Source organism: Stutzerimonas kunmingensis (genome assembly GCF_014764705.1).
GTDB lineage: Bacteria > Pseudomonadota > Gammaproteobacteria > Pseudomonadales > Pseudomonadaceae > Stutzerimonas.
In genome coordinates this window covers 11348-33897 of record NZ_JACXXG010000023.1, presented here as the reverse complement: position 1 = coordinate 33897, position 22550 = coordinate 11348, and the positions used below count along the sequence as shown (strand labels likewise).

At 65.3% G+C, this 22550-nt stretch carries 15 protein-coding genes; 9 read left to right on the top strand and 6 right to left on the bottom strand.

The features are described 5' to 3' along the window. Positions 1–80: 80 nt before the first annotated feature. From IEG05_RS16460 to IEG05_RS16445, 4 genes are read left to right on the top strand one after another with little or no spacing between them, the layout of a single operon-like run. A complete protein-coding gene (locus IEG05_RS16460; protein WP_191122387.1) occupies positions 81–3602 on the top strand; it encodes a response regulator in 3522 nt (1173 codons plus the stop codon). 1 nt (position 3603) lies between these two features. Next, on the top strand, positions 3604–4422 hold the full coding sequence (locus tag IEG05_RS16455; protein WP_044313881.1) for a CheR family methyltransferase: 819 nt from the start codon (positions 3604–3606) through the stop codon (positions 4420–4422). After that, a complete protein-coding gene (locus IEG05_RS16450; RefSeq protein ID WP_101275276.1) occupies positions 4419–5021 on the top strand; it encodes a chemotaxis protein CheB in 603 nt (200 codons plus the stop codon). The genes IEG05_RS16455 and IEG05_RS16450 overlap by 4 nt, the downstream gene beginning before the upstream one ends. 2 nt (positions 5022–5023) lie before the next feature. Next, entirely contained in the window at positions 5024–6214 is a 1191-nt protein-coding gene (locus tag IEG05_RS16445) for a hybrid sensor histidine kinase/response regulator (RefSeq protein ID WP_023445222.1), read from the top strand. A 103-nt stretch (positions 6215–6317) separates the two neighbouring features. Here the strand turns inward: IEG05_RS16445 and selO are convergent, their stop codons facing one another. The 5 genes from selO to IEG05_RS16420 all read right to left on the bottom strand — a co-directional run bounded on the left by selO (position 6318) and on the right by IEG05_RS16420 (position 15967). Further along, positions 6318–7778 carry a protein adenylyltransferase SelO gene (selO, locus tag IEG05_RS16440; RefSeq protein ID WP_023445221.1) on the bottom strand — a complete coding sequence of 487 codons (1461 nt, stop codon included), beginning with the start codon at positions 7776–7778 and terminating at the stop codon, positions 6318–6320. A 90-nt stretch (positions 7779–7868) separates the two neighbouring features. Then, complete coding sequence (mscK, locus tag IEG05_RS16435) at positions 7869–11162, bottom strand: mechanosensitive channel MscK (RefSeq protein ID WP_191122386.1); 3294 nt, start codon at positions 11160–11162, stop codon at positions 7869–7871. Positions 11163–11290: 128 nt separating this feature from the next. Then, positions 11291–13036 carry a potassium/proton antiporter gene (locus IEG05_RS16430; RefSeq protein ID WP_191122385.1) on the bottom strand — a complete coding sequence of 582 codons (1746 nt, stop codon included), beginning with the start codon at positions 13034–13036 and terminating at the stop codon, positions 11291–11293. Between the two features lie 135 nt (positions 13037–13171). Next, positions 13172–14974 (bottom strand): acyl-CoA dehydrogenase, encoded by a 1803-nt coding sequence (locus IEG05_RS16425; protein WP_191122384.1) that lies wholly within the window; start codon positions 14972–14974, stop codon positions 13172–13174. A 102-nt stretch (positions 14975–15076) separates the two neighbouring features. Then, complete coding sequence (locus IEG05_RS16420) at positions 15077–15967, bottom strand: polyprenyl synthetase family protein (protein WP_191122383.1); 891 nt, start codon at positions 15965–15967, stop codon at positions 15077–15079. Between the two features lie 158 nt (positions 15968–16125). Here IEG05_RS16420 and fni point away from each other — a divergent pair, with 158 nt between their 5' ends. Genes fni through crtB form a run of 5 tightly spaced genes read left to right on the top strand, consistent with a single transcriptional unit; the run spans position 16126 to position 22056 of the window. Next, complete coding sequence (fni, locus tag IEG05_RS16415; protein ID WP_191122382.1) at positions 16126–17166, top strand: type 2 isopentenyl-diphosphate Delta-isomerase; 1041 nt, start codon at positions 16126–16128, stop codon at positions 17164–17166. A 19-nt stretch (positions 17167–17185) separates the two neighbouring features. After that, entirely contained in the window at positions 17186–18472 is a 1287-nt protein-coding gene (locus tag IEG05_RS16410) for a glycosyltransferase (protein ID WP_046617597.1), read from the top strand. Next, entirely contained in the window at positions 18462–19631 is a 1170-nt protein-coding gene (gene crtY, locus IEG05_RS16405; RefSeq protein WP_191122381.1) for a lycopene beta-cyclase CrtY, read from the top strand. The genes IEG05_RS16410 and crtY overlap by 11 nt, the downstream gene beginning before the upstream one ends. Continuing rightward, positions 19628–21133, top strand: a complete 1506-nt coding sequence (locus IEG05_RS16400; protein WP_191122380.1) for a phytoene desaturase — start codon at positions 19628–19630, stop codon at positions 21131–21133. Before crtY ends, IEG05_RS16400 begins: the two co-directional genes overlap by 4 nt. Next, complete coding sequence (gene crtB, locus IEG05_RS16395) at positions 21130–22056, top strand: 15-cis-phytoene synthase CrtB (protein WP_191122379.1); 927 nt, start codon at positions 21130–21132, stop codon at positions 22054–22056. Before IEG05_RS16400 ends, crtB begins: the two co-directional genes overlap by 4 nt. On the opposite strand, the gene IEG05_RS16390 is transcribed toward crtB, so the two are convergent. After that, positions 22016–22549, bottom strand: coding sequence for a sterol desaturase family protein (locus IEG05_RS16390; protein ID WP_191122378.1), 534 nt, complete (start codon positions 22547–22549; stop codon positions 22016–22018). The two genes, crtB and IEG05_RS16390, sit on opposite strands and share 41 nt — an antisense overlap. Position 22550: the final 1 nt, after the last annotated feature.

The following is a 22550-nucleotide window of genomic DNA, read 5'->3' as shown; positions in this document are numbered from 1 at the left end:
AACGCCGCTAACCGAGCGCGATCGCCCGTGGGTGACGCCTGCGCTCAGCCGCCCGCGCCAGGTATACGGAAAGGAAACCAATGAGCGAGTCCTTCATCGATCAGAGCAATTTCAGGCGAATACTCAACCGCAACGTGGCCGTGCCACTGGGGTTCGGCTTTCTCAGCGCCTTCTTCTTCAGCGCCATCGTGTATTACCTGCTGAGCGTGAGCCAATGGGTCGAGCGTTCGGTTCAGGGCGTGGCCTACGCCCACGAGGCGCAGAAGATGCTCAACGACATCGAGTCCTCGATGCGCGGCTACCTGATTGCCGGCGAGGCGCGCTTTCTCGAGCCCTATGAGCGCGAGCTGCCGCTGTTCGAAGAGCAGGTGGAGCTGATGCGCAAGTACGCCGCCGAGGACGCCGAGCAGCTCGAACGCATCGAGCGTATCGCCATGCTGCACAGCCAATGGCTGGTCTTTGCCGAGGATCTGATCGGCCAGCGCGGCCAGGGGCTTTCGATTATCGAAGAGGTGCAGAGCAAGCGCGGACTCGAGCTGAAGGAGGACCAGCGCCGCCTGCTCAACGACTTCATCGCCCGCGAGCGTCAGCTGCGCAGCGAGCGCACCGACGTTTCGGAAGTGATCACTACCGCGCTGATCGGCGGCTTCCTGCTGTTCAGCCTGATCTTCAGCGGCCTGCTGGTATACCTCGGTCGTCGTGACCTGACCTCGCTGTCGGAGAGCTACTCGCAGTCGCTGCAGCGCCAGCAGGCGCATGCCGAGGCGCTTGAGCAGCAGGCCTGGTACCGCACCGGGCAGACCCAGCTCAGCGACTCCATCATCGGCGAGCTGGCCCTGCCGGCGCTCGGCCAGGGTGTGCTGAATTTTCTTTCGCGCTATATCGATGCGGCGGTCGGCGCGCTCTACGTGGTGCAGGATGGCAAGCTGCAGCGCGTCGCCGAATATGCCTACGACCCCGATCATCTGCAAAGTGCGCGCACGCTGGACATCGGCAACGGCCTGGTCGGCCAGGCCGCGCTGGAGCGGCGGGTAATGGCGCTCGAAGACCTGCCGGCGGATTACCTCAAGGTGACCTCGGGGCTGGGCAACACGGCGCCGCGCTCGGTACTCATCGTGCCGGTGGAAGACAGCGGCATGCTCAACGGTGTGGTCGAGCTGGGCTTCCTGCGGCCGCTGCGCGAGCAGGACAGCGAGCTGCTGCGGCGCATCGTCCCCAGCATCGGTTCGGCCATCGAGGCAGCGCGCTATCGTCAGCGCTTGCAAAAGGTGCTCGCCGAAACCCAGCAGCTCAACGAGGAGCTGCAGGTGCAGCAGGAAGAACTGCGCGCCGCCAACGAGGAACTGGAAGAACAATCCAACGCCCTGCGCGAGTCCCAGGCGCACATGGAAGAACAGCAGGCCGAGCTGGAGCAGACCAACGAGCAGTTGGCCGAGCAGACCGAAGAGCTGGCCCGCCAGCGCGACCAGATGGACGAGAAGAATCAGCGCCTGAACGAGGTACAGCTGATGCTCGAACAGCGCGCTGACGAATTGCAGCGCGCCAGCCGCTACAAGTCCGAATTCCTTGCCAACATGTCCCACGAGCTGCGCACGCCACTGAACAGCTCGCTGATCCTGGCCAAGCTGCTGGCCGACAACCCCGAGGGCAACCTCAGCGACGATCAGGTGCAGTTCGCCCGCTCCATCTATTCGGCGGGCAACGATCTGCTCACCCTGATCAACGACATCCTCGACATCTCCAAGGTGGAAGCCGGCAAGCTCGAGGTGCATCCCGAGTTGACCATCCTCACCCGCCTGGTCGACGGCATGAAGAATCTGTTCCTGCCGCTGGCCATGGAGAAATCCCTGCAGTTCAGCGTGGAGCTTGCCGATGACCTGCCGGCCAGCCTGTTCAGCGATCGCCAGCGCCTGGAGCAGATCATCAAGAATCTGCTGGCCAATGCCTTCAAGTTCACCGAGAAAGGCTCGGTGACGCTGCGCGTCGAACCGCGCGACGACGACCTGCTGGCCTTCGCCGTGCGCGACACCGGCATCGGCATCGCCCAGGAGCAGCAGGCGGCGATCTTCGAGGCATTCCGCCAGGCCGACGGCACCACCAACCGCCGTTACGGTGGCACCGGCCTGGGCCTGTCGATCTCCCGCGAGCTGGCCAATCTGCTCGGCGGAGAAATCGAAGTGCAGAGCCAGCCGGGCGCCGGCAGCACCTTTACCCTGGTCGTGCCGCAGAACTACAGCGAAGCGCTCGTCGCCGCGCCGGTGGTGCAGGAGCCGAGCCGCCAGCCGGAGCCGAGCAGCAAGCCGGCGCTTGTGCCGAGCAAAGCGCCGATCCGTCACGACGAGCTTGAGCTGCTGAATCGTGCCGCCGCGGTACCGCAGGCGCGCCTGGCCGATGACCGCGACAGGTTCCCGTTCAAGGAGCGCTGCGTGCTGGTGATCGAGGACGAGCCGCAGTTCGCGCGCATCCTCCACGATCTCGCGCATGAGCTGCAGTACAGCTGCCTGCTGGCGCAGAACGCCGACGACGGCTTCGATACCGCGGTGCAGTACAAGCCGGACGCGATCCTGCTCGACATGCGCCTGCCGGATCACTCCGGTCTGACGGTGCTCGAACGGCTCAAGGAAAACCCCGCGACCCGGCATATCCCGGTGCACGTGGTATCGGTGGAGGATCGCAAGGAAGCTGCCCTGCAGATGGGCGCGGTGGGTTACGCGATGAAGCCGACCACTCGCGAAGAACTCAAGGACGTCTTCAGCCGGCTGGAGGCCAAGCTGGCGCAGAAGGTCAAGCGCATCCTGCTGGTCGAGGACGACGCGCTGCAGCGCGAGAGCATGTCGCGGCTGATCGAGGACGTCGACATCGAGATCACCGCCGTCGAGTTCGGTGCCCAGGCGCTCGAACTGCTGCGCGACACGGTGTTCGATTGCATGATCATCGACCTCAAGCTGCCGGACATGGACGGCAGCGAACTGCTTGAGCGCATGGCCAAGGAGGACATCTGCTCCTTCCCGCCGGTGATCGTCTACACCGGGCGCAACCTGACCCGCGACGAGGAGGCGGCGCTGCTCAAGTACTCGCGCTCGATCATCATCAAAGGCGCGCGCTCGCCGGAGCGTCTGCTCGACGAGGTGACGCTGTTCCTGCACAAGGTCGAGTCGGACATGCCGCCGGAGCGGCAGAAGATGCTGAAAAGCGCGCGCAGCCGCGAGAAGGCCTTCGAGGGCCGCAAGATCCTGGTGGTGGACGACGACGTGCGCAACGTCTTCGCCCTGACCAGCGCGCTGGAGCAGAAGGGCGCGCTGGTGGAGATCGCCCGCAACGGCCTGGAGGCCATCGACAAGCTGCAGCACGATGCCGGCATCGACCTGGTGCTGATGGACATCATGATGCCGGAGATGGATGGCTTCACCGCCATGCAGGAAATCCGCAAGGATGCCCGCTTCGCCAAGCTGCCGATCATCGCGGTGACCGCCAAGGCGATGAAGGATGATCAGGACCGCTGCCTGCGTTCGGGCGCCAATGATTACCTGGCCAAACCCATCGACCTCGACCGGCTGTTCTCGCTGATCCGCGTCTGGCTGCCGAAAGTGGAGCTGCTGTGAAATGGGCGACCGTAACGTCGAGATCGAACTCAAGCTGCTGATCGAGGCGATCTACCTCAAGTACAGCTATGACTTCCGTGACTACTCCGGCGCTTCGCTCAAGCGCCGGGTATTGCTGGCGTTGAAGCAGTTGCAGTGCGAGAGCATCTCGGCCTTGCAGCGCAAGATCCTCTATGACCCGCAGGCCTTCATGGATCTGCTGCAGTACCTCACCATCCCGGTCAGCGAGATGTTCCGCGATCCCGGCTATTTCCGCGCGCTGCGGGAACAGGTGGTGCCGGTGCTGCGCACCTATCCGTCGCTGAAGATCTGGATCGCCGGCTGCAGCACCGGCGAAGAGGTCTACTCGATGGCCATCCTGCTCAAGGAAGAGGGGCTGCTCGAGCGTTCGATCATCTACGCCACCGATATCAACCCGCGTTCGCTGGAGCAGGCGCGCCAGGGCATCTTCGCCATCGACCACCTGCGCCAGTACACGGCGAACTACCAGCAGGCCGGCGGCACGCGCAGTTTTTCCGACTACTACACCGCGGCGTACGACTCGGCGATTATGGACAAATCGCTGAAAGAAACGGTTACGTTTGCCGACCATAGCCTGGCCACCGATAGCGTATTTTCCGAAACGCATTTGATCTCCTGCCGCAACGTGCTGATCTATTTCAACAAGCCGCTGCAGGACCGCGCCTTCGGTCTGTTCCACGAATCGCTCTGCCACCGCGGATTTCTTGGTCTGGGGAGCAAGGAAACGGTCGAGTTCTCCGGCTACGCCGGTTACTACGAGCCGTTCAACAAATCGGAAAGGATCTTCCGCAAGTCATGAGCAGCTCCGCGCAGGCGATTCTGCAGATCCGCCGCCAGCCGCCGATAGAGGCCGTGGTGATCGGCGCCTCGGCAGGTGGACTCGAAGCACTGGGGATAGTGCTCGAAGGCCTGCCGAGCGGTTTTCGCTTGCCGATCCTGGTGGTCCAGCACGTGCCGGCCAATGGCCCGACGCATCTGGCCGAGATATTCGGACGCAGAACCCGGCTGCTGGTCAAGGAAGCCGACGACAAGGACCAGTTACGCTGCGGAATGCTGTACTTTGCCGCACCCGGCTACCACCTGCTGGTCGAGAGCGACCGCAGCCTGTCCCTGAGCCAGGACGATGCGGTGCATTTTTCCCGTCCGTCGATCGACGTGCTGTTCGAATCGGCGGCCGATGTCTGGGGGCCGCAGGTTGCGGGTTTCCTGCTGACCGGCGCCAACGAGGATGGCGCCGCCGGCCTCGAGGCGATTCACCGCGGCGGCGGGTTGACCGTGATTCAGGACCCCGTCGAAGCGGCCGTACCAACCATGCCTCGCGCCGCTCTGCGGCGCTTCGCGCCGGATTACATCTTGCCCCTACGCGACATTCACCGATTGTTGCGAGAACTGGAGTGACCATGCCCGACCGTACCGACGAGGTGAATCTGCTGATCGTCGATGACCTGCCGGAGAACCTGCTGGCTCTGGATGCGCTGTTGCAGGCGCCCGGCATACGGGTTCATCAGGCCGAATCGGCCGAGCAGGCGCTGGAGCTGTTGCTGCGGCACGAGTTCGCGCTGGCAATCCTCGACGTGCAGATGCCGGGCATGGATGGCTTCCAGCTGGCCGAGCTGATGCGCGGCACCGAACGCACCAAGCAGATCCCCATCGTCTTCGTCAGCGCCGCCGGCCGTGAGCTCAACTATGCCTTCAAGGGTTACGAGAGCGGCGCGGTGGATTTCATGCAGAAGCCGCTGGATGCCCACGCGGTGCGCAGCAAGGTCAGTGTGTTCGTCGATCTTTATCGCGGGCGCAAGCGCCTGGCGCGCCAACTGGAGGCCCTGGAACGGAGCCGTCGTGAGCAGGAAGTGCTGCTCGACGAACTGCGCAGCACCCAGGCCGAGCTGGAGGGCGCCGTGCGCATGCGCGATGACTTCATGTCGATCGTCTCCCACGAGCTGAAAACGCCGCTCAACACCCTGATCCTCGAGGTGCAGCTGCGCAAGCTGCAGCTCAGTCGCAACAACCTCGAGGCCTTCAGCGAAGAGCGCCTGCGCAACATGGTGGACAAGGACGAGCGGCAGATTCAGAGCCTGATCCGCCTGATCGACGACATGCTCGATGTCTCGCGCATCCGTACCGGCAAGTTGTCGATCCGCCCGAGCCGCACCGACCTCGCGCAGCTGGTGGGCAACGTCGTGGAGAGCTTTGCGGCGCAGATGGAAGCCTGTGGCTGCGAACTGCGGCTGGAGCGAAACGAGCCGATTATCGGCGTGTGGGACGCCTTCCGTATCGAACAGGTGCTGGCCAATCTGCTGACCAATGCCATGCGCTACGGGGCTGGCAAGCCGGTGCACGTCAGTGTCGTGTCGTGTGCAGACGGCGCCTGCATCGAGGTGCGCGACCACGGCATCGGCATCAGCCCGCAGAGTCTGGAGCGCATCTTCTGCCAGTTCGAACGTGCCGAAGGCAGCGAAAGCAGCGCCGGCCTGGGACTGGGTTTGTTCATCGCCGACCAGATCGTCCGTGCGCACAACGGCCGCATTCAGGTGCAGAGCGAGGAAGGCCAGGGCTCGCTGTTCCGCGTGCTGCTGCCGCTGGGCGAGTAGCTGCCGGTATGCTCGCGGGCCTGTAGCGCCGCAAGAGCGTATCTCCGCCCGAGCGGAGAAGGTGCCTAGTGCGCCGGCCCCGGCGCGATACTGATTTTCCGCCTCAGGACGAGCAGCTGATCTCCAGGTGCTTGCCCCATTCCGGCGGCCGCTCGGCGTAGCGCTGCATGCCCGGCTGTTCCTCGAAGGGACGGCTGAGCACGGCGTGCAATTCGCGCACGGGGGCGTAATCACCTTTTTCCGCCGCCTCGATTGCCTGCTGCGCCAGGTAGTTGCGCAGGATGTACTTCGGGTTGACCGCCTGCATGCGCGCCTGTCGCTCGGCCGGCTCGCTGCCCTCACGTGCGGTGCGCGCGCAATAGTCCGCGGCCCAGGCATCGAAGCCTTGCAGATCGACGAAGTCCTCGCGCAGGCGGCGGACCGCCTGTTCGGCCGGGCTCTCGCTGAGTTCACGGAAGAAGTTCGTGTAATCGACGGCACTGGCCTGCATCAGTTGCAGTAGGCGGCGCACTAGCGCCTCGTCATCCGCCTCGGCCTGGGCGAAACCCAGACGCCGGCGCATCAGGTCCAACCATTCCGCTTCGTACAGCGGTAGGAACAGCTCCATGGTTTCGCGCAGCACCTTGACCTCGACGAAAGGCGTCAGTGCCTGGGCCAGCGCCGCCAGGTTCCAGTGGGCGATGGGCACCTGGTTCTCGAAGGAGTAGCGTCCGGCGTCATCGGAATGGTTGCAGATGAAGCGCGCGTCGAAGTCGTCGAGAAAGGCGTAGGGGCCGAAATCGAAGGTGATGCCGAGGATCGACATGTTGTCGGTGTTCATCACTCCATGGCAGAAGCCGTAGGCCTGCCAACGGGCGATCAGCGCGGCAGTGCGTTCGAGCACCTCGCGGAAGAATGCGTGGAACGGCTCGGGGTGTTCCAGCAGTTCGCTGAAGTGCGCCTCGATGACGTGTTCGAGCAGCTGTTTCAGCTCGGCGTGCTGGCGGGTGTAATAGAAGAACTCGAAATGGCCGAAGCGCACATGACTGGGCGCCAGGCGCAGCAGCATGGCACCGCGCTCCGGGCGCTCGCGGTAGACCAGCGAATCCGAACCGGTGACGCACAGCGCCCGCGAGCTGGGAATGCCCAGCGCATGCAGATGTTCGCTGGCGAGGAACTCGCGAATCGACGAGCGCAGCACCGCGCGGCCGTCGCCCATGCGTGAATAGGGCGTCTTGCCGGCGCCCTTGAGGTGCAAATCCCAGTACTCGCCGGCCTCGTTGACCACTTCGCCAAGCAGCAGCCCACGGCCATCGCCCAGCTGCGGGTTGTAGCTGCCGAACTGGTGGCCGGAATAGACCATCGCCCGCGGTTCGGCGGTCGACCAGATCTTGTGCCCGGAGAACAGTTCGGCGAACAGCGGCTGCTCGGCCTCGGCCGGGTCCAGATCCAGCAGCGCCATGGCCGCCTCGCTGACGACCACCAGGCGTGGATCGTTCAGTGGCTGCGGCGAGACCTCGGTAGAGAAGGTATCGCCGAGGCGGGCGAAGCGGTTGTCGAAGGTCAGCTGGGTCAGGCTTTTCAAGATGTCTCCGGCGGCGGCAGGCGGACGAGGAGTGCCCGGCCGCAGCCGGGCGTTCTGGACGTTGGAGAGTGCGCGGTGCCCGGACGTTCCTCAGCCGCGATCGTCGGTCGCCGGCTTCGGCGTGTCGTCGGCGGGCTTCGGCGTGGCACTGAGCTGCAGCTGCTGGCCGGCGAAGTTCTTCAGGAACACATCGACCTGGCGGAAGGCGATGTTGATGCCGGCCTTGGTGAATTCACGGTCGATGAAGCGGTTGATCTCATCGGTGGCCGGGTTGCGGTCGCCCAGATCACGCACGTGGATGCGTAGTTCGTGGTCCAGCGTGCTCTCGCCGAAGTTGAGGAAGAACACCTGCGGCTCCGGGTCCTTGAGTACGCGCGGGTTGGCTTGAGCGGCCTTGTAGAGCAGCGCCTTCACCTGCTCCAGGTCCGAGCCGTAGCCCACGCCGACCTTGACCGTCACGCGGGTCACGGTGTCGCTCAGCGACCAGTTGATCAGCTGACCGGTGATGAAGGTCTTGTTCGGGACGATGATGTCCTTGCGGTCGAAGTCCGTGATGGTGGTGGCGCGGATGCGAATCCGGCTGACCGTGCCCGACAGGTTGCCGATGGTCACCACGTCGCCGATTCGTACCGGGCGTTCGAAGAGGATGATCAGGCCGGAGATGAAGTTGGCGAAGATTTCCTGCAAGCCGAAACCCAGGCCCACCGAGAGCGCGGCTACCAGCCACTGCAGCTTGTCCCAGCTGACGCCGAGAGTGGACAGCGTGGTGACGATGCCGAAGCCGGCCAGCGCATAGGACAGCAGCGTGGTGGTGGCGTAGGCGCTGCCCTGGGCCAGACGCAGCTTGGACAGCACCATGACTTCCAGCAGGCCGGGCAGGTTGCGCGCCAGGGCCACGGTGATGGCGATGATCAGCAGTGCGCCGAGCAGGTTGTTCAGGCTGATCGCCGCGGTGGTCAGGGCATCGCCGCTGCCGGTGGTGTATTCGTACAGGGTGATGTTGTCCAGGTAGGACACCACCGAGATCAGGTCGGACCAGACCCAGTACAGCGCCACGAGGAACACGCCGAACATGGTCAGGCGGGTCAGGCGCAGCGACTGCTGGTTGACCTGTTCGATGTCCAGCCCCGGTTCGCCCTGGGTTTCCACCGTGTCGCTGCCATCGTCGCCCTGCGCCTGGCGCTTGGCCAGGGCGCGCTTGTAGGCCAGCCGCCGCGCCGCGACGGTGAGGCCGCGGACCAGCGCCGCTTCGACGACGATCCAGATCATCAGCAGGTAGAGTGTGTCGATCAGGCGGTCGGTCAGCTTCAGCGCTGTGTAGTAGTAGCCAAAGCCCACCGCGACGATCAGCGCGATCGGCAGCACGCTGAACAGCAGGCCGATCATCAGGCGCAGCGGCGGGGCGTTCTGGCTCGACGGGCCCTTGAGCAGCAGGCGGTTGAGACGCCAGCTCATCAGGGCGAAGCAGGTCAGCACCACGAGAATGCCGAGCACGTCGTCGGCCAGCCGCGCCGGCTGATGTTCGGCGACGCTGACCACGGCAACCAGGGCCATGACGATCAGCCCCAGCCGGCGAATCTCGTCACGCAGGAAGGCCACCTGCGGCCGCGACCAGCCGAAGTGCAGCTCGGCCACGCGCCCTGGCGAGAGCATGCGGTAGGCGCTGTAGAACACCAGCCAGGCCTGGGCCATTTCGTACAGGGCGGCGCCGAGGACGTAGTTCTGCCCGCGCGCGTCCATCTGCAGCAGGTAGCCGCAAAGGGCCAGGAACATCGCGCCGGGCAGCGCCAGCAGCAGGTTGAGCAGCAGCGCCAGCGGGGTGTGCAACTGACTGTCGTTGCGGAAATGGCCGATTTCCTCGCTCAGCGAACTGAGTTTGGCGTCGATCTTCTTGCGCCACCAGAGCAGCGCGGCGATCAGCAGCAGCAGCGGCAGAAAGAACAGCGGGCGTTCCTTCAGTCCAGCACCCAACTCTTGCACCGCGGACAGCCAGGGCATCGCCGCGAGCTGCGCCTTGAGTCGGCGAACCGAACCCTGCAGCCAGTCCAAATCAAGCGGCTTGTTGCTGGGAATCCAGAACATCTGCTCGTCGAGGGTATTGCTAAGCGCGCTGGCGGTGTCCTGCAGCTGCTTCTGGTTGAGCTGCAGGGTGATCGAGGCGTTGAGCAGCGCGTCCAGCTCACGGTTGAGGCGGTCGAGCAGCTCGCTGCGGGTGGTGGCCAGGTCGAGCAGGGTCCGACGCAGTTCGGGGGTCACTTCCTCCTCTTTCTGCTCGGCCAGCAACTGGTCGACATAGGCGGCGGCATTGCCCGCGGCTTCACGGCGCTGGTTGAGCTCGAACTGATAGAGACGGATATCGGCGATTTCGTCGGCGAGGTCCTTGTCCAGCTGCAGGCTCGGCAGCGCCTGTTTCTGCTGATAGAGGATGCGCGACAGCAGCAGGCTGCCTTCGAGCACGGCGATCTGTTCTTCCAGCGCCTGGTCGGTCTGGTTGAGGGTATCGAGCTGCTGGCGGGTCTGCAGGTTCTGCTGGTTGAGGCGGTTGAGGCGCTCGGTGGCCCGCAGCAGGTAGTCGGACAGCTTGAGGTTCTCGGCGCTTTCGGCGGCGAGCAGCTTGTCCGAGCCGGCCTGCTGCACCCGCGCGGAGAACTCGGCGACGGTCTGCTCCGATTCGGCACGGCGCTTCTCGTTGATCAGCCCTTGCAGGGCCTGGGTGTCCTGCTCGGCACGGGCGATGCGCTCGGCCAGCAGGTCGCGGCGGGCCTTGCCCAGGTCCTGCAGCAGGCTGTTGCCGGCCAGTTCCTGGCGGCGCAGTTCGATCTGCGCGCCGAGCGAGGCGATCTCCGCTTCCAGCAGTGCGCGACGCTCCTCGCTCAGCGGCTTGCCGGATTCGCGTCCACCTTTGAGCAGGTTGTTGATTTCCTGGATGCGCGTCTGCGCCGTGCCGATCTGCGCCTGGGCGCGCTCGGGACGGGTCTGCGCGCTGATGATCATGCTGTTGGCGGCACTGAACTGCTTCTGCCATTCGGACAGCTCCTCGACCCGCGCGCTCAGGCGCTGCTCGAGTGCCTCCACCGACTGGCTGGCATAGCGCTTGGCGGGGTCCTCGTCCGGGCTGGCCTTGAGTTTCGCCAGCTCGCGCTGAGCCTCGGCGATTTCCTTCGGCGCCTGCGCCAGCTGCGCTTTCAGTTCGGCCAGGCGGGTTTCGCTGGTCGCGGCCTGCTCGCCCATGCGCCGGGTCTGTTCGTCCAACGAGGGTTGTGCGGATTTCGTTTCGCCTTCGCTGGCGGGCGGGGTGCCCGTCAGGCTGTCCAGTGACTGAGCATGCAGGGGGGCGACAAACAGGCAGAACGTCGAGAGCAACAGGGCGCGCAGAAGGGACATGGGGGCAGTGACGCAGCGGATGACCGGAAAGTGCGAAAGTCTACGGGCTGCGCCTGCCCAGCGCGAGTACCGCGCAACCGGTCGGGTGATGAGCGGTGAAGCCGCGTCATCCGCCGGCCATGGTGGCTTTAGAACATCAGCTGTGGGCCTGGCTTGTCACCTTCCGGAAACTTCAGGCCGACCTTGCGCACTTCGCCGGCCTCCATGGCGGCTACCGTCCAGGTCAGCCCGTTCCATTCGATCTGGTCGCCCACCACTGGCCGGCCACCCACCTCTTCGGCCATGAAGTTGCCGATGGTCTGATTGCCGTCCACATCGCCGAGCTTGAGGCCGTAGAGCGCGGTGATGGCGCTGAGCTGGGCGTCGGCCTCGAGGATGAAGTCGCCGAAGAAGCGCAGGTCCTGGCCGCGCTTGGGTGCCTGGCTGAACAGTTTGCCTAGCGCCGGAAGGTCTTCGTCATGCCCGATCACGCAGAGGATGTCGTCCACCTGCAGCCGCGTGCTACCGGACGGATGCAGCAGTTCCTTGCCGCGGAACAGCGCGGCGATGCGCGTGCCGGGCGGCATCTTCAGTTCGCGCAGGGCGGCGCCGACGCACCATTTGCTGGCGCTCAGGCGGTAGACGAACATTTCCCACTGGCTGGTGGTGTGTACCTGCAGGCCGGTACGCGAGACCGGCATGGGCGACGGCGGTACCTCGACCTTGGCCTTCTTCGCCGCCCAGGCCAGCGTCGAACCCTGCAGCAGCAGCGACACCAGCACGATGAAGAACGCCACATTGAAGAACAGCTGGGCGTTTTCCAGCCCCGCCATCAGCGGGAACACCGCGAGGATCACCGGCACCGCGCCACGCAGGCCGATCCAGGAGATGAACAGGCGCTCGCGCAGGTGGAAGCTGCGGAACGGCAACAGGCTGACGAACACCGCCAGCGGGCGGGCGAACAGGATCATCCACAGCGACAGCGCCAGTGCCGGCAGGGCGATGGGCAGCAGTTCACTGGGGGTAAGCAGCAGGCCGAGCACGAGGAACATGCCGATCTGACTAAGCCAGGCCAGGCCGTCGAACATGTGCAGGATGCCGTGGCGGTTGCGGATCGGCCGGTTGCCCAGTAGCAGACCGCAGACGTAGATGGCGAGGATGCCGCTGCCGCCGATGGCGCCGGACAGGGCGAAGATCATCAGGCCACCGGCCACTGCCAGCAGCGGGTAGAGACCGTCGGCTACGGACAGCCGGTTGATCAGCTGCAGCAGCAGCCAGCCGCCAGCCAATCCGAGCACGGTGCCAATACCGAACTGCTGCAGCAGAGTCAGCAGGAAGTCCCAGCCGAAGGTGGTCTGCCCGGCGAGCAGCATGTCGATCAGCGCGACGGTAAGGAACATCGCCATCGGGTCGTTGCTGCCGGACTCGATTTCCAGCGTCGAACCGACCCGCTCGTTCAGGCCCTTGCCGTTGAGCAGGTTGAACACCACGGCGGCATCGGTGGAGCCGACGATCGCGCCGATCAGCAGACCCTGCAGCAGCGGCAAATCGAACAGCCAGGCTGCGGCCAGCCCGGTAAAGCCGGAGGTGATCGCCACGCCCAGGGTCGCCAGCGAGAACGCCGGTTTCAGGGCCACGCGGAAGGTTGCGGTGCGGGTGCGCATGCCGCCATCGAGCAGGATTATCGCCAGCGCCAGGTTGCTGATGACGAAGGCGAGGCGGTAGTCCTCGAAGACGATGCCGCCGACGCCATCGACCCCGGCGAGCATGCCGACGCCAAGGAATATCACCAGGATCGGCACGCCGAGACGCGCGGAAAGCGAACTCATGAGGATGCTCGCCGCCACCAACAAGGCACCGATGAAGAACAGGTGGTTGAGGTTGCCGACGTCCAAATGAGGTCTCCGCTAGAGAAAACTGCCGCGTGCCCATGCACGGGATATGCCAGCGATTCTAACCTGATGATTTGACAGTCTGTCAAAAAAACGCCCCGCAGGAGCGGGGCGCTGTTACAGCATGTGCGGCACGCTCTAGAACCAGGCGTCCTGCATCGTCAGGCAGGTGTCGTCGCGTGCTTCGAGGACGGCCAGCTCGTGCGCGCAAGCCGGCACTTCCCAGGTTAGAAAGTAGCGCGCGGCCTGCAGCTTGCCACGGTAGAAGTCAGCATCCGCCGGATTGCCTTCGGCCAGCCCGCGTTCGGCGCGCAGTGCCTGCTCCAGCCAGCGCCAGCCGATCACTGCATGGCCGAACACCTTCAGGTACAGGGCCGAGTTGGCCAGCGCCTGGTTGACCTTGCCGGCTGCCAGATCGCCGAGCAGAGCCTGGGTCACGCTGGTCAGGCGGGCGATGTGCTGCTCCAGCGGCTGGCGCAGTGCGGTCAGCGAGTCGTACTCGGCGGCGCGTGCGCAGCTGGCCTGGATCAACCCGAGCAGCTGGCGCAGGCCGGCACCCTTGTTCTGCATCAGCTTGCGGCCGAGCAGGTCCAGCGACTGGATGCCGTGGGTGCCTTCGTGGATCGGATTGAGGCGGTTGTCGCGGTAGTACTGTTCCACCGGGTATTCGCGGGTGTAGCCATGCCCACCGAGAATCTGGATGGCCAGTTCGTTGGCCTTCAGGCAGTACTCCGACGGCCAGGATTTGACGATCGGCGTCAGCAGGTCGAGCAGCTCGCCGGCGTTGCGCCGCTCCTCGTCGCTCTCGGCAGTGTGTTCGTCGTCCACCAGGCGTGCCGAGTACAGGCCGAGATCGAAGGCGCCTTCGACATAGGCCTTTTGCATCAGCAGCATGCGCTTGACGTCTGTGTGCTCGATGATCGGCACCTGGGTCGAGGCCGGGTCCTTGCCGTCCGGCAGGCGACCCTGCGGACGCTCGCGGGCGTAGTTCAGCGAGTAGAGGTAGCCGGCGTAGCCGAGCATGATCGCGCCCATGCCGACGCCGATGCGCGCCTCGTTCATCATCTGGAACATGTAGGCCAGGCCCTTGTGCGGCTCGCCTACCAGATAGCCGACGCAGTTGCCGTTGTCGCCGAAGTTCAGCGCCGTGCTGGTGGTGCCGCGCCAACCCATCTTGTGGAACAGGCCGGCCAGCAGCACGTCGTTGCGCTCGCCCAGCGAGCCGTCGTCGTTGACCAGGAACTTCGGCACGATGAACAGGCTGATGCCCTTCACCCCGGGCGGCGCGTCCGGCAGCTTGGCCAGTACCATGTGCACGATGTTTTCCGACAGCGGGTGGTCGCCGCCGGAAATGAAGATCTTGTTGCCCTTGAGGCGATAGCTGCCGTCACCGGCCGGTTCGGCGCGGGTGCGGATGTCCGACAGCGACGAGCCGGCATGCGGCTCGGTGAGTGCCATGGTGCCGAAGAAGCGGCCCTCGAGCATCGGCTGCAGGAAGCGCTGCTTCTGCTCGTCGGAGCCGAAGGCCTCGATCAGGTGCGAGGCGCCCATGCTCAGCATTGGGTAGGAGCTGGTGGCGATGTTGGCCGACTGGAAATGCGCGAAGCAGGCCCGCGACAGCAGATTCGGCAGCTGCATGCCGCCGTCGTCGAAGCTGCGTTGCGCGTTGTGAAAGCCCGCCTCGATGAAGGCGTCCACGGCCGGCTTGACCTCGGGAATCAGCACCGCTTCGCCGTTGACGTACTGCGGCTCGTGCTCGTCGGACTTGCGGTTGTGCGGTGCGAAGTATTTCTCGGCGATGGTGCGCGCGGTGCCGATGGCGGCGTCGAAGGTTTCGCGGCTGTGATCGGCGAAGTGCTCGCGGCGGGTCAGGGCCTCGGCGTCCAGCACTTCGTAGAGTTCGAATGCCAGGTTACGCGGGCAGAGCAGGGTCTCGGTCATGGTCAACCTCCGTTTTTATCGGCCCGAGTCTAAGGACCGCGGTTTTCCATTGCCTAGCTTCATCCATTGCACTGATGAAGCGTCAACACGGGGTCGCTCCATTCAGCCGAACAGCTGGCGCATGAGCGCGGCCAGTTCGCCATCGCCCAGGCCGGCGGCATCAAGATGGCTGAGGGCGGCCTCTCGATGGGTTGCCAGCTGCTGCTCTGCCGCCTGCTGGCCAAGCAGCGAGACCACGGTCGCCTTGGCCTGGTCCTGCTGGCAGTCCTTGCCGGTCTGTTCGGGCGTCAGGCCATCGGCGATATCGTCGAGCAGCTGAAACGCCAGGCCCAGTTCGGTGGCAAAGCCTTGCAGATGGCGTGTCCGCGTCCGCTCAGCCCCCGCGAGCAGGGCGGCAACTTCCAATGCGGCGGTGAACAGCGAGCCGGTTTTCAGCTGATTGGTGGCAATCACCGCATCGAGCTGCTGTGCTTCTTGTGCGCCATGCAGGTCGCGAAATTGCCCACGCACCAGGCCCTGCGCACCGACCGCTCGCGCCAGTGTGGCCACCGCGTCGTTGCGCTGCCTGGGGGTGAGCCTGGGCGCGGTGGCGGTTATGCCATAGGCATGGCTGAGCAGTGCGACCGAGGCGAGCACGGCGACATCCTCGCCGAAACGCAGATGAATGGTCGGCTGGCCGCGCCGCAGGCTGGCGTTGTCCATGCATGGCATGTCGTCGAGAAACAGCGAGGCGGCGTGGATCATCTCCAGCGCACAGGCCGGGTCCAGGCCAATATCGGGGTCGACGCCGAGATCTCCCAGCGCCAGCAGCAACAACAGTGGCCTGATTCGTTTGCCGGGAGCGAGGGTGCCTTCACGTAACGCCAGGGTGACCTTGTCCAGCTCCGACTCGGGTCGCGGCAGGCGCATGGCCAGGCGCTCGTCGACCTGTCGCCGCAGGCGCAGCAGGCTGTCGCATTGCGGAAGCGGGAGGGTGGAATTCTGCGTTTGCATGGCGGTGCCCTCGCTGGCGCCCCAGTTCGAGCACCAGGGTTGTGCAATGTTGTACAACGATTGGACGTTATGACAAAAACCTGTACAACTCGTTGCGATCGCATAGCACTTTTTTCAGGGCGTCACGTCCAAACAAGTCTTCCCGGGAGCCGATTTCCATGAGCAAGCAATCGTTGGTCAGCCGCAAAAACGATCATCTGGATATCGTCCTGGACCCGGCGCGGGCAGCCGCTGCGACGGGTACCGGCTTCGGCGCATTCCGCTTCGAGCACTGCGCCCTGCCCGAGTTGCACCTGGACGAGATCGACCTGCATAGCACGCTGTTCGGGCGCAGCCTGCGGGCGCCGCTGCTGATCAGCTCGATGACCGGCGGCGCGGCGCGTTCGGCCGCGATCAATGCGCACCTGGCGCAAGCCGCGCAACAGCTGGGTATCGCCATGGCGGTGGGGTCGCAGCGGGTCGCGCTGGAGACCGCCGGCGATCAGGGCCTGACCGCGCAGCTGCGCCAGCTCGCGCCGGACATCCTCCTGCTGGCCAATTTCGGTGCCGCGCAGCTGGTACGCGGTTACGGCGTTGACGAGGCGCGGCGCGCGGTCGAGATGATCGATGGCGATGCGCTGATCGTGCACCTGAACCCGCTGCAGGAAGCGGTGCAGCCGGGTGGCGACCGTGATTGGCGAGGCGTGCTGCGGGCGATCGAAGCGCTTGCCAGCCGCCTGGCTGCGCCTGTGGTGATCAAGGAAGTCGGTGCCGGCATATCCGCGACGGTGGCACGGCAGCTGGTCGACGCCGGTGTTTCCGCCATCGATGTCGCGGGGTCCGGCGGGACCAGCTGGGCCGCGGTGGAAGCCGAGCGCTCCAGCGATGTCAGTCAGCGCGCGATCGCCCAGGCCTTCGCCGATTGGGGCATTCCCACCGCGCAGGCGCTGCAGGCCGTGCGCGAGGCCTGCCCCGGCATACCACTGATCGCCTCCGGCGGCATTCGCGACGGGGTCGAAGCAGCGAAGGCGATCTGCCTGGGCGCCGATCTGGTCGGGCAGGCGGCCGGGGTACTGCAGGCGGCGATGCTCAGCAGTGAAGCGGTGGTCAAGCACTTCGAAGTGCTGATCGAGCAACTGCGCATCGCCTGCTTCTGTACAGGTTCGGCCGGGCTCGCCGAGCTGCGGCAGGCGCGGCTGCTGCAAGTGCCCACTGCCTGATGCCGGGCGGAGCCGCCAGATGACTCATTTCGCGGCAATCGCGCCGCCCTTTCTCAGCCACCTGCGCGCGTTCGAAGCAGTCGCCTGGGCGCTGACGCAGCGAGGCCACCGAGTGACTTTCGTTCAGCAGGCCGATGTCGGCGAGCTATTGACGTTGCCTTCGGCGGGATTTGCCACCATCGGCGCCGAGTCTCATCCGCCGGGCAGCCTGGCTGCGGTGGTCCGCCGCGCCGCGCAACCGGGGCCGTTCGGCATCCGCCGGGTCATTGCCGACATGGCGACGAGTACCGCATTGTTCTGTCGCGAGGCGCCGGGCGTGCTGCGTTCGCTGAAGGTCGACGCCGTGCTGGCCGACCAGATGGAGCCGGCGGGGGCGCTGGTGGCCGAACATCTCGATCTGCCGTTCGTATCCATCGCCTGTGCCTTGCCGTTCAACCGCGAGCCGCTGGTGCCCTTGCCGGTGATGCCCTGGCGCTACCGGACGACCGACTGGGGCGAGCAGCTCAACCTGCACAGTAGCCGTGTCTACGACCGCCTGATGCGGCCCCATGCCAATGTGATTCAGCACTATTGCCAGGCGTTCGGCCTGACGCCGCGCTCAACCCTGAGCGAATGCCTGTCGCCGCTGCTGCAGATCAGCCAGACGGTGCCCGGCTTCGACTTTCCGCGCCGCCAGCTCCCGGCGAATTTTCATGCTGTCGGGCCGTTGCGGCGTCCGCTGGAAAACGAAGCCGAGCTGAACCTGCCAATCGATCCGACGCGGCCGTTCGTCTTCGCCTCGCTGGGCACCCTGCAGGGACATCGCTATACCTTGCTGCGCAATATCGCCCGCGCCTGCAAGCCGCTCGGCGTACAGCTGTTGATCGCCCATTGCGGCGGGTTGAATGCCGCGCAAGCGGCGCGGCTGCAGGATGAGGGCGCGCATTGGGTCACCGACTTCGCACCGCAGCGGGCAGCATTGGCCAGGGCTGCGGCGGTCATCACCCATGCCGGGCTGAATACCGTGCTCGATGCCCTGGAGGCCGGTGTGCCGATGCTGGCGCTGCCGATTGCCTTCGATCAGCCGGGTGTCGCAGCGCGTATCGAACATGCCGGCGTCGGCCTGCGCTTGCAGTCGCAACTGGCGAGCCCGGCGCGGATCGGCCACGCATTGCAGCGGCTGTTGAACGAAGGCGAGTTTCGCCAGCGGGCGGTGCGGCTCGGGGCGGAAGTGCGTGAGGCTGGCGGTGCGGTGCGTGCCGCCGAGCTGATCGAGGCGGCGCTCGGGACAGATGGACTACGACCGGAGGTGGCGAGTGGCGCTTGATGCGGACCTGATCCTGGTTGGAGGCGGGCTGGCCAACGGGCTCTTGGCCCTGCGCCTGCGTCAGCAGCGGCCTGATCTGCGCCTGCTGGTGCTGGAGCAGGGTGACACCCTGGGCGGCAATCACACCTGGTCCTTTCACCAACACGATCTGACGCAGGCTCAGCACCGTTGGCTGGAGCCTATGGTGGGCAAGCGCTGGTCCGGCTATGAAGTGATCTTTCCCGACCTGCAGCGCCGGCTGGGCAGCGGTTACGCGAGCATCTTCTCGGAGCGCTTTCACCAGTACCTGATGCCTGAACTGAGCGATGGCGTGCGTTTGCGCACCACCGTTGCCAGCGTGGAGCCACAAAGAGTGCGTCTGGGCTCGGGGGACATCCTGCAGGCCGGCGCGGTGATCGATGGACGCGGCGTGCGGCGGACCGGTCAGCTGGCGCTCGGCTTTCAGAAGTTTCTCGGCCAGGAACTGCGCCTGCAACAGCCGCACGGCCTGCGTGAGCCGATCATCATGGACGCCAGCGTCGCGCAGCAGGACGGCTATCGCTTCGTCTACGTGCTGCCGCTGAGTGCGGACACCCTGCTGATCGAAGACACCTATTACGCCGACGGCGCTACCGTGGCCCCGGATTCGCTGCGCGACAACATCGCCAGCTACGCCAGTACGCGCGGCTGGGCTATCGCTGACGTGTTGCGCGAGGAGCAGGGCGTGCTGCCCATCGTGCTTTCCGGTGATCTGCCGGCGTTCTGGGAGGAGGCGCGCGGCGTGCCGCAGACCGGGCTGTCCGCGGCGTTGTTCCATCCCACCACCGGCTACTCGCTGCCCGATGCGGTACGTCTGGCCGATCACCTGATCGCGCTGGATCGCTGGGATGCCGCCGGCCTGTTCGAGGCGATTCGCGACTACGCGCTGGCGCAGTGGCGCCAGCGCGGCTTCTTCCGACTGCTCAATCGCATGCTGTTCTTGGCCGGTCCGGCGGATCGCCGCTGGACGGTGATGCAACGTTTCTATCGCCTGCGCGAACCGCTGATCCAGCGTTTCTATGCGGCCAAGCTGACCACCCGCGACCGCTTGCGCATCGTCTCGGGCAAGCCTCCTGTTCCGCTCGGCGAAGCGCTGCGCGCACTTGCCGCCCATGATCTGCATCGCAAGGATTACCGATGAACCAAGCTAAACGAGCGGTGGTGATCGGCGCCGGCTTCGGCGGGCTGGCGTTGGCCATCCGCCTGCAGCGCGCCGGCATCCAGACCACGCTGCTGGAGAAGCGCGACAAGCCGGGTGGCCGCGCCTACGTCTATCACGACCAGGGTTTCACCTTCGACGCCGGGCCGACGGTGATCACCGATCCGCCAGCGCTGGAAGAACTCTTCAGCGGCGCTGGCAAGCGCATGGCCGACTACGTCGAGCTGCTGCCGGTCAGCCCCTTCTACCGGCTGTGCTGGGAGGACGGTTACAGATTCGACTACGTCAACGACCAGGCCCAGCTGGATCGGCAGATCCATGCGCTCAACCCCCGTGACGTCGCCGGTTATCAGCGCTTTCTCGCCTATTCGCGGGCGGTGTACGAGGAGGGCTACGTCAAGCTCGGCACTGTGCCCTTCCTGTCGTTTCGCAGCATGATCGGCGTCGCGCCGCAGCTGGCCAAGCTGCACGCCTGGCGCAACGTGTACAGCATGGTGGCCAAATTCGTGGAGAACGATCGGCTGCGCCAGGCGCTGTCCTTTCACTCGCTGCTAGTTGGCGGCAACCCCTTCGAAACCTCGTCCATCTATGCGCTGATCCACGCGCTGGAGCGTCAGGGCGGCGTCTGGTTTCCGCGCGGCGGCACCGGGGCGCTGGTGCAGGGCATGGTCCGGCTGTTCGAGGATCTAGGCGGCAAGCTTGAGCTGAACGCCGGGGTGGCGCGGATCGAGCTGACGGGCGGACGCGCGAAGGCCGTGATCACGGGTGACGGTCGACGCTTCGACACCGATGCGGTCGCCTCCAACGCCGATGTGGTCAACACCTACAAGCAGCTGCTCGGGCATGAGCAACGTGGTCGCGACGAGGCCAAACGGCTCTCCGGCAAGCGTTTCTCGATGTCGCTGTTCGTCATCCATTTCGGCCTCAAGCGCCGCCACGAGCACTTGCAGCACCACACGGTATGTTTCGGCCCGCGCTACCGCGAGCTGATCGACGAAATCTTCAAGCGCGAGACGCTGGCCGACGACTTTTCCCTCTACCTGCACGCGCCCTGCGTCACCGATCCCTCGCTGGCGCCGGAGGGCTGCGCCAGCCACTACGTGCTGGCGCCGGTGCCACACCTGGGCACGGCAGATATCGATTGGGCGGTGGAGGGGCCGAAATACCGCGACCGCATCTTCGAGTACCTGGAGCGGCACTATATTCCCGGTCTGCGCGGCGATCTGGTCACGCATCGGATCTTCACACCGCACGATTTCCGCGACGAGCTCAACGCGCATCTGGGCTCGGCGTTTTCGCTGGAGCCGATCCTTACCCAGAGCGCCTGGTTCCGCCCGCACAACCGCGACGATGTGATCCCCAACCTCTATATCGTCGGCGCCGGCACTCACCCCGGTGCCGGCGTGCCGGGGGTCGTCGGTTCGGCCAAGGCCACTGCCGGGCTGATGCTGGAGGACTTTCTATTGAAGGAGCAGGCCGGATGAACGACAAGGTCGTCGATCACTCGACCCAGGCGATCAACGTCGGCTCCAAGAGCTTCGCGGCGGCGGCCAAGCTGTTCGACGAGCGCACCCGCCAGAGCGCCGTGATGCTCTACGCCTGGTGCCGTCACTGTGATGACGTGATCGACGGGCAGACGCTGGGGCATGGTCAGGTCGAGGGCGATCGCAACAGCGGTGAGGCGCGGCTGGCCGAGCTGGTTGACCTGACCGAACGCGCCTATGCCGGCGAGCCGATGAGCGATCCGGCTTTTGCGGCGTTCCAGCAGGTAATTCAGCGGCACCAGATCCCCCGTGAGTACCCGCTGGAGCATCTGGCCGGCTTTCGCATGGACGTGCAGGATTACCAGTACCGGACCTTCGACGACACCTTGCTGTACTGCTACCGGGTTGCCGGCGTGGTGGGGCTGATGATGGCGCGGGTAATGGGCGCCGAAGCGGAGCCGACGCTGGATCGCGCCTGTGATCTGGGCTTGGCCTTTCAGCTCACCAACATTGCCCGTGATATCGTCGAGGATGCGCAGATCGGCCGTGTCTACCTGCCGGCCGAGTGGCTGGCCGAAGTGGGCATCCCTGAAGATGAGATCGCGCTACCTGAGCATCGTGCGGCATTGGCCACGCTGGCAGCGCGACTGGTGGATCTGGCCGAACCCTACTATCGCTCGGCGTCGCAGGGCCTGCGCGATCTGCCGCTGCGCTCGGCCTGGTCGATTGCCACGGCGCATGGCGTCTACCGGCAGATCGGCGTCGAGGTGAAAGCGCGCGGCGCGGGGGCCTGGGATGCGCGGGTGTCGACCAGCAAAGGGCAGAAGCTGCAGTTCCTACTGGGGGGTGGTGTGCTGGCGCTGGCCTCGCGGCGGATGCAGGTCAGGCCGCGTCCTGACGGTCTCTGGAGACGTCCTCGCTAGATGCACCCTGGTGCTTGCGCAACGGCCCGTCGTGCAGCTCGCGCAGCTGGCGCTTGAGCACCGGCAGCGGCGGCGCGTAGAGAAAGCCGAATGACACGCAGCGCTCCTTGCCTTCGACGGCATGGTGCATACGGTGCGCCTGATACAGCCGTTTGAGGTAGCCGTTGCGCGGCACGTAGCGCAGCGGCCAGCGGTGATGGACCAGGCCGTCGTGGGCGACGAAATAGAGAAAGCCGTAGGCCGTCATCCCGGCGCCGATCCATTCCAGCGGGTGATAACCGGCGGTGCCAAAGGCGATCAGCAGGATCGCCACGCCAGCGAACACCACCGCATACAGGTCGTTCTTCTCGAAGCAGCCGCTGCGTGGCTCGTGGTGCGACTTGTGCCAGCCCCAACCCCAGCCGTGCATCACGTACTTGTGTGCCCACCAGGCGAAGACTTCCATGCCGGCCAGGGTGGCCAGGAAGACAAGCGTATTGGTCAGTGGACTCATG

Bases quoted from the DNA above. Each gene is read 5' to 3' on its own strand.
- crtB (WP_191122379.1), top strand. From the start codon at position 21,130: ATGAACGACAAGGTCGTCGATCACTCGACCCAGGCGATCAACGTCGGC.
- IEG05_RS16410 (WP_046617597.1), top strand. From the start codon at position 17,186: ATGACTCATTTCGCGGCAATCGCGCCGCCCTTTCTCAGCCACCTGCGC.
- IEG05_RS16425 (WP_191122384.1), bottom strand. From the start codon at position 14,974: ATGACCGAGACCCTGCTCTGCCCGCGTAACCTGGCATTCGAACTCTAC.
- fni (WP_191122382.1), top strand. From the start codon at position 16,126: ATGAGCAAGCAATCGTTGGTCAGCCGCAAAAACGATCATCTGGATATC.
- IEG05_RS16450 (WP_101275276.1), top strand. From the start codon at position 4,419: ATGAGCAGCTCCGCGCAGGCGATTCTGCAGATCCGCCGCCAGCCGCCG.
- IEG05_RS16445 (WP_023445222.1), top strand. From the start codon at position 5,024: ATGCCCGACCGTACCGACGAGGTGAATCTGCTGATCGTCGATGACCTG.
- IEG05_RS16420 (WP_191122383.1), bottom strand. From the start codon at position 15,967: ATGCAAACGCAGAATTCCACCCTCCCGCTTCCGCAATGCGACAGCCTG.
- IEG05_RS16460 (WP_191122387.1), top strand. From the start codon at position 81: ATGAGCGAGTCCTTCATCGATCAGAGCAATTTCAGGCGAATACTCAAC.
- IEG05_RS16455 (WP_044313881.1), top strand. From the start codon at position 3,604: ATGGGCGACCGTAACGTCGAGATCGAACTCAAGCTGCTGATCGAGGCG.
- mscK (WP_191122386.1), bottom strand. From the start codon at position 11,162: ATGTCCCTTCTGCGCGCCCTGTTGCTCTCGACGTTCTGCCTGTTTGTC.
- IEG05_RS16400 (WP_191122380.1), top strand. From the start codon at position 19,628: ATGAACCAAGCTAAACGAGCGGTGGTGATCGGCGCCGGCTTCGGCGGG.
- IEG05_RS16390 (WP_191122378.1), bottom strand. From the start codon at position 22,549: ATGAGTCCACTGACCAATACGCTTGTCTTCCTGGCCACCCTGGCCGGC.